Genomic DNA, 6523 nt, shown 5'->3' with positions numbered 1-6523 from the left:
CCCCCCCCGCCCCGGGCGGGCCCCCCCCCCCAACCCCCCCCGCCCCCCGGGCCCCCGGCGCCGCCCCGCCCCCGCGCCCGGGGCGGGCGGGGGCCCCAACCTCCTCCCGGGGGCCCGGGGAGGGTGGTTTTTAAACAATTGGGGCTTGCCTGCGGCAGCGCTTGTTTTGAACCACCTTAGGAACTGAAGGGATTTGAGGGGCACTGAAGGTGGGGGCAAAGCAGCGGTTTTTTTGGTACAAAGGGGAAAGGAGAGGGCATGGAGGGCACAAAGTGAGGCAAGAACAGGGCGCTACGCGCGTGGGCAGCTTCGGTGCTTTTTTTGAACCACCTAAGGCATCTAAGGGCATCTTAGGGTGGGTGAGTTCGAGGTGGGGGCTTTTTTCTTTTGTTGTTACACTTGAATACGGAAAGCGAATTGGAGGTGGACTTGGAAAAACTAGAGTATATAGAAATCTGAGCACATTTATATTTTCTTGCCACAAACGGGTCTATGATTGCCACTGAATTAATGCCCGTTGAAGAAGTTTCCATCTTGCAGACGAATCAAAAATGATGTTTGTATGAAAAGGAGCTTATTCACTAAACTTGGTAGCGTAGCCTTATTGGCCATTGTTGGGCTTCATGGTTTTGATGCTTTAGGTTTTTTAAATCTTCAGGCCGAGTTACTTGTATTGCTGAGAATAATTGGCACGGGCATTGTTGCAGGTTTTGCCTGGCAGCAGGGAAAACTCTCCGCCTGGATATTTGCGGCATTGTTTATCGGAGCTGAAGTGGGGATTGATGCGCCGGGTGTAGCGATCCATCTAGATATTTTTTCAAAAGCATTTATCCAGCTTATTAAGACAGTAGTAGCGCCTCTGCTATTTGGTACATTGGTGGTTGGCATTGCTGGCCATTCGAATTTCGGGCAAGTAGGAAGAATGGGGTTAAAGGCTTTGATTTATTTTGAAATAGCAACTACGATTGCATTGTTTATAGGGCTTGTGGCCATCAATATTAGTCAAGCGGGCAAGGGTATTCAAGCTCCAAAGAATAGTATAAGCAGCAAAATTGAGCTACCTGGTAGTGCATTTAGCGCTTCTGTAGACTCGAGCAAAGGAACTTACGTTTTGAATTACAAAGGCAAAGAGCTCAGTCCTGCGGCTCCAAAAATTCAGCAAGATTGGAAGAAATTGGTTCTTCATACCTTTCCTGAGAACATTTCTAAGATGGTTTACGAGGGGGCAATCCTTCAGGTGGTCGTTTTTAGTCTGCTTTTTGGGTTTGGCGTTGCCCAGTTGCCTGATCGCCACAAAAAAATCATGCTGGATTGGACAGAAGCCTTGACTGAGGTTATATTCCGTATCGTTGGATACATTATGTATCTGGCTCCATTCGCGGTGGGAGGGGCTATTGCATACACGATGGCGACGATGGGGGTAGGAGTAGTTGGAAATCTACTAAAATTATTGGGTACTCTTTATGGGGCATTGATTGCATTTGTGTTGCTTGTATTCGTACCTGTACTCATGATCTGTAGGGTTCCAATCAAGCGGTTTTTTCAGGCAGTATACGAACCTGCTATGCTAGCTTTTACCACAGCGAGCAGCGAAGCGGCGCTACCCAAAGCCATGACTGCTATGGAGCAACTAGGAGTACCTCAAAAGATTGTTTCGTTTGTCTTGCCCACTGGATACTCCTTCAACCTCGATGGTTCCACACTTTATTTGGCACTCGCCTCGGTCTTCTGTGCACAAGCAGCGGGGATTGAGCTCAGCTGGGGGACACAATTGGTGATCTGCCTTACTCTGATGCTTACGTCCAAGGGTGTTGCGGGGGTACCCAGGGCATCGCTGGTTATACTTGCAGCTACGGTGGAGCAATTCCAGATCCCAGAGTGGCCCATTGCCGTGATCTTAGGCATTGATGCGCTGATGGATATGGGAAGAACGGGCATCAATGTCATGGGAAATTGTGTGGCTAGTATAGTGGTGGCCAAACTCGAAGGAGAACTGAATACCTCAGCGTTGGAGAAACAAGCAATTAATTAACAAAAAGCATACTAAAGCATACCTTTTATGAGGTATATTTGATCATAAATAAAATGTATCTATATGAAGTTCCTCGTTTCTTTCCTTTGCCTGGGCTTATTTGTATTGGCCCAAGCTCAAGCACCTATTAAACTCAGCAACATTGTACGGATTAAAGACAAGATCCCTGAAGGCAATACAAATGCCATAGCAGTGGACCCCAGGATTGGGCTGGTCTATGTAGCAGGACAGGGGCATATTTCGATTCATGCTCAAAACGAAAGATTAGCCTTACTTCCGCACCAACTGATTACAGGTGAAAGGCAGAATGGGCCCAATGACAAAGTCGTAATCTGCCCCATTGGGAATACAATCTGGGTAGGTGACAAAACGGGCTTAGGTAGTTTTAAGCTCAGCGATTTGGGAGAAAAACCTTATAAACCTCATTTACAGAATACAAAGATTACCGGGATTGTACCCTGGAAAAAGGATACGGTGTTGGTCTTATCCCAAGACAAACTGATGCTGATACCAGGAAAAATTCAATTGTCTAAAAAATCGTATAAAGACCTGGTAAAAGTGGCAGGAAATATTTACGTCGCCAGTCATGATTCCATCTTTTACTGGGATGTAAAAGAGAAAAAATTCGCATTTGCTAAAAAGCGCCGTTACCCAAAATTGGTAAATATCTTTAATGCTGGAGAACAATTGGCCGTTGTAACTCAGGACTCCTTATTTTTACGAGAAAAAGGTAAAGAGATCCTTAAGCAGGCTTTGCCCACTAAACAAAAGATCAGCAGTGTAAAGACATTAGAAGCTGAGAAAGCGCTCTACATCGCTACTTTTGATGGACTGTTCAAGATTAACGAGGAAAAAAACCAGTACGATACAATAGACCTTAGAACCATTGATAACATCCCGCTCAAAATCATCCTTTCGTTGGAAATCAGCAACGATAACTTGCTGATCGGTACCCGGGCAGGGGGAGTTCACATTTATTCTCCACAACGATCAAAGACCTTTATTCCATTCCACTTGACCTATGAAGACGCTAAGGAACTTCATGATTACGCTATTCGCAGTTTTGCGCCAGATCCGCAAAACCATAACAGGTATTACTTTGGGAATGATCGGGGGCAAGTGTTTCGGGCGACATATGATGCTTCAGGCAAAATAATTGAGACTCCAAGACTGATTAACCTCGGCAAACCTTGGTTACAAATCCGCAGCATTTTTACTTACAATGACCAGGTCATTGTAGGCACAGGCACCGATACAGCGCGAGTATATTTTTACAACAATAAAGGTGTAGAAATTACTGGCCCGATGACTTTCCCTGAAGCGACAGTAATAAGCTCATTCTACGTGCTCCATGATTCCTTGTATATAGGCACAGATGCTGGTTTATTCAGGTTAGATCTGGCTCTTAAGCAAAAAGTAAAACCCAAAGATCCAATAGACCTCAGTGAGATCAAAAACATTACTGATACGGGTTGGTTGTGTAGTAAAGGAAAAATAGGTAAAATCACTAAGCAGGGTACAATAAAATGGTATCATTTCAAAGCAAAAGACCAAGATTTTCAAGAACTTGATGTGCTGCACCTAGCACCAATTGATCGAGATCATGTTTACCTTTTCAACCGAGAATTTTTGCAACGAGCAAGAATTGAAAACGATAGTATAGTTATTGAAAAAAAATACGATGAATCTAATGGTTTGGTTGGTTTTGACAATGCCAAAGCCAACATCATTTACGGGGGGTTTCTAGATAGAAATGGAAATCTTTGGATTTCATCCAATTATGGCCTGTATTGCAAAGTCAAAGGTCAGGATTATTTTGCCCGATTTACCCCTCCGATTCTAGGGCTTCCAGACAACGTGGACGCCAATACTGGATCTTTCTTAAAATTGAATGATAGTATGTTGCTATTTGGGTTTCGGCATGGAGGTGTAGTGGTAAACACAATAGAGTATGATGCTTTTCGCCCAATAAAAATGGTGCTATTGGAGAAGCAAGATGACAAGTTTATACGCATACTTGAGTCTGGAAGCAAGATCAAAAAGAATAATTTTAATGGAATTAGTAATGTTTTCCCTTTTAATCTAGATTTGATTTACGGAGGGGATCAACCTATTTTAATTGAAAATAAATCTGGAGGTAGTACTGTTGCCATTCAAGTTGGCCAGGCCAAATTAATAACGCCAAGGAATCCCTTATTTTCTAGTGATGAACTATATTTTTCACCACTGGCTTACCGTATGAAAAAAAAGGTATTAGTACAGTATGTTGGATGGGTATGGTTAGGAGCATTTTTTCTTCTAGTCATTGTAATTATTGTTGCTTTACTGTACCGGAAGAATAGACAAAAAAAAGCAGAAATTAAAAAAAAGGACATAGCGAGATTAGAATTAGAAGCAATCTCAACCTTAGCCAATAAGGCATTGGGTGAACATTTTCTTAGAAACAATCTCTCCGAGATCATCAAACAAGAAACGGTAAGTGAGGAAATCAGACGCCAGCCACTTTTGAGATCTATTCTTTCATCTATACCAGTAGAAGGAGTTGAACAAATCATCACCACAATTGAAACAGATATGAAAGATGGAGCAGGTAGAGCAAAATATGTGCCTGAGCACATCGAAAAAGCAGTTGAAGGTAGTTTACAAGATTTACCAAAGCAGAAACAACTGCTGTTAAACTATGCCAATTTCTTTAAGGGAATTTGGAAGGATAAAACGGAATCAGCTCAGATAAGAAGGGATATTGAAGGGTATTACAGTAAACTGGTTAAAACTGGTGTTGAACATAGCATTTTTGATGATGCTGAATTTATTAAAGGCTTGATCAAACTTTACCAACTTAATCCCAAATACGATTTGAAGGTAGAGTTGCCAGACCAGGCATATTCAAGCGGGTCAATCAAGATAGATGCCCAGCAGGAGGAGTTTAAAAAAGCCATGATTCCACGGATGCTGGTTCAGCCGCTGGTGGAAAATGCGCGCAAGTATGGCAAAAAGCCGTGTGAAATCGAAGTGGTATACAAACAGGAAGTCATAGCCGGAGAACAGTGGGCCAATATTTCCGTGACCAACAATGGAAGCTGGAGCGATACATCCCCGGATAAACAATTGCCCTCCGCTAGTACATCGACCCGGGAACGTTCCCTATCGATCATAGAGAAAGAACTTGAAAGGCGAGGTGGTTCACTGAGCCGGAAGGAAACAGGAAGTAATGTTTGTGTCGAAATTCGTATTCCTATCCATATTCAAAACCTTGAAGCATGAATATTTTTTATTTTTTCATCTTTGATGATAAACCTGAGACTGCAGAAGAGTTTGACTTTTTGATTACAGAGATTTACGGTAGAACGATTGAATTAAATGGTCGTATTTACCAAATCAGGGTAATTCAAGCACACACTTTTGAAGAGTGCAAAGCAGTGATGAGTAATCCTGAGTATCTTCAACAAGGCGGGATGATTCTGCTAGACCTGGCTTTTGACGACAATAACCCTCAAAACAAGGAGTCTTTCTCGTTGAGGATGATTCGCGAACTCAAAGTTGAGTTAAAGCGGGAAGTACTTCCGTATGGAATCGTGATGATGACCGCATTTGATCGGGAAGTTTATCGCATTATTCTGGAGGAAGATGATGCCATTCGGAATGAAAAACTAGGTCAGATTTATAAACGGACTGAAGATGGTGATACTGCTGAGAGCCAATTAAAGGAGAATGTCCGCCGATTTGAAGCGCAATATGTTGACACGGGGGGCGGTAAGTGGCAACGAAACTCGCCAGCACAAACGGCATGGCTTAGAAAATATGAATTGGAGATTCGAATCGGTATGTTTTCTGAGCAACGTAGTAATTACCTAAAACAATTGTTCGGGGTTCCTGAAATCATCAGGCCAGACAAAAACTACTGGATGCCCAATGAAATTTTTGCCATAGAGCGGGTTGCTGATGGCGATTCTTTTTACATTATCTACCCCTCGGCTCCTGGTTCGCTGCCTTTGTTAGCCAGACACATTAAAATAAAAGACCAAGACTTTGAGGAGGAAACATGGAAGTACTATAATCCTTCTACAGAAGACAAATTTACTGCTTTACAAGAGCATTTTAATCGAGAAGCGTTGCCATTTTTACGCATTCACGAGCATTTTATGATCAGCATGATCTACCTTGAAGAAATAGTCACAAAAGGGCAAAGGACTAATGTGCCAGTCCAGGTTTATGCAAACTTCCAATGGGCTTCAATGAAACCGAAAGAAATATACCCTAGTCGTGGAAGGTTCGCGCTATTACGGAGAGACGATCACCGCATGTATTTCCCCATCGGTGGGGGCTATGATCCTAAAAGGAATATTTTTACGTATAGGTGGCAGCAAGAGATTGCTGCAGAATGTGTAAAACAACATGAGGCCTGGTACCAACAGCTAAAGTGATCCCATAGAAATGTATGGGGTACCGATGGTGCTGAACGCCTAGATGGAAGCCATGACTTGACGTAAA

The 6523-nt window shown here is 43.0% G+C and carries 3 protein-coding genes; all 3 read left to right on the top strand.

Annotated elements, in window-relative coordinates; translation table 11 throughout:
• Window positions 1-562 precede the first annotated feature (562 nt).
• Window positions 563-2032 (top strand): dicarboxylate/amino acid:cation symporter, encoded by a 1470-nt coding sequence (locus SFV55_RS01515; RefSeq protein WP_320027680.1) that lies wholly within the window; start codon window positions 563-565, stop codon window positions 2030-2032.
• Between the two features lie 63 nt (window positions 2033-2095).
• Window positions 2096-5296, top strand: coding sequence for a hypothetical protein (locus SFV55_RS01510; protein WP_320027679.1), 3201 nt, complete (start codon window positions 2096-2098; stop codon window positions 5294-5296).
• Window positions 5293-6456 (top strand): hypothetical protein, encoded by a 1164-nt coding sequence (locus SFV55_RS01505; RefSeq protein ID WP_320027678.1) that lies wholly within the window; start codon window positions 5293-5295, stop codon window positions 6454-6456. Before SFV55_RS01510 ends, SFV55_RS01505 begins: the two co-directional genes overlap by 4 nt.
• Window positions 6457-6523: the final 67 nt, after the last annotated feature.

This window comes from Haliscomenobacter sp., assembly GCF_033763495.1.
Taxonomy (GTDB): domain Bacteria; phylum Bacteroidota; class Bacteroidia; order Chitinophagales; family Saprospiraceae; genus Haliscomenobacter.
The sequence above is the reverse complement of the archived record's forward strand: the minus strand, read 5'-3'. Positions and strand labels throughout refer to the sequence as shown.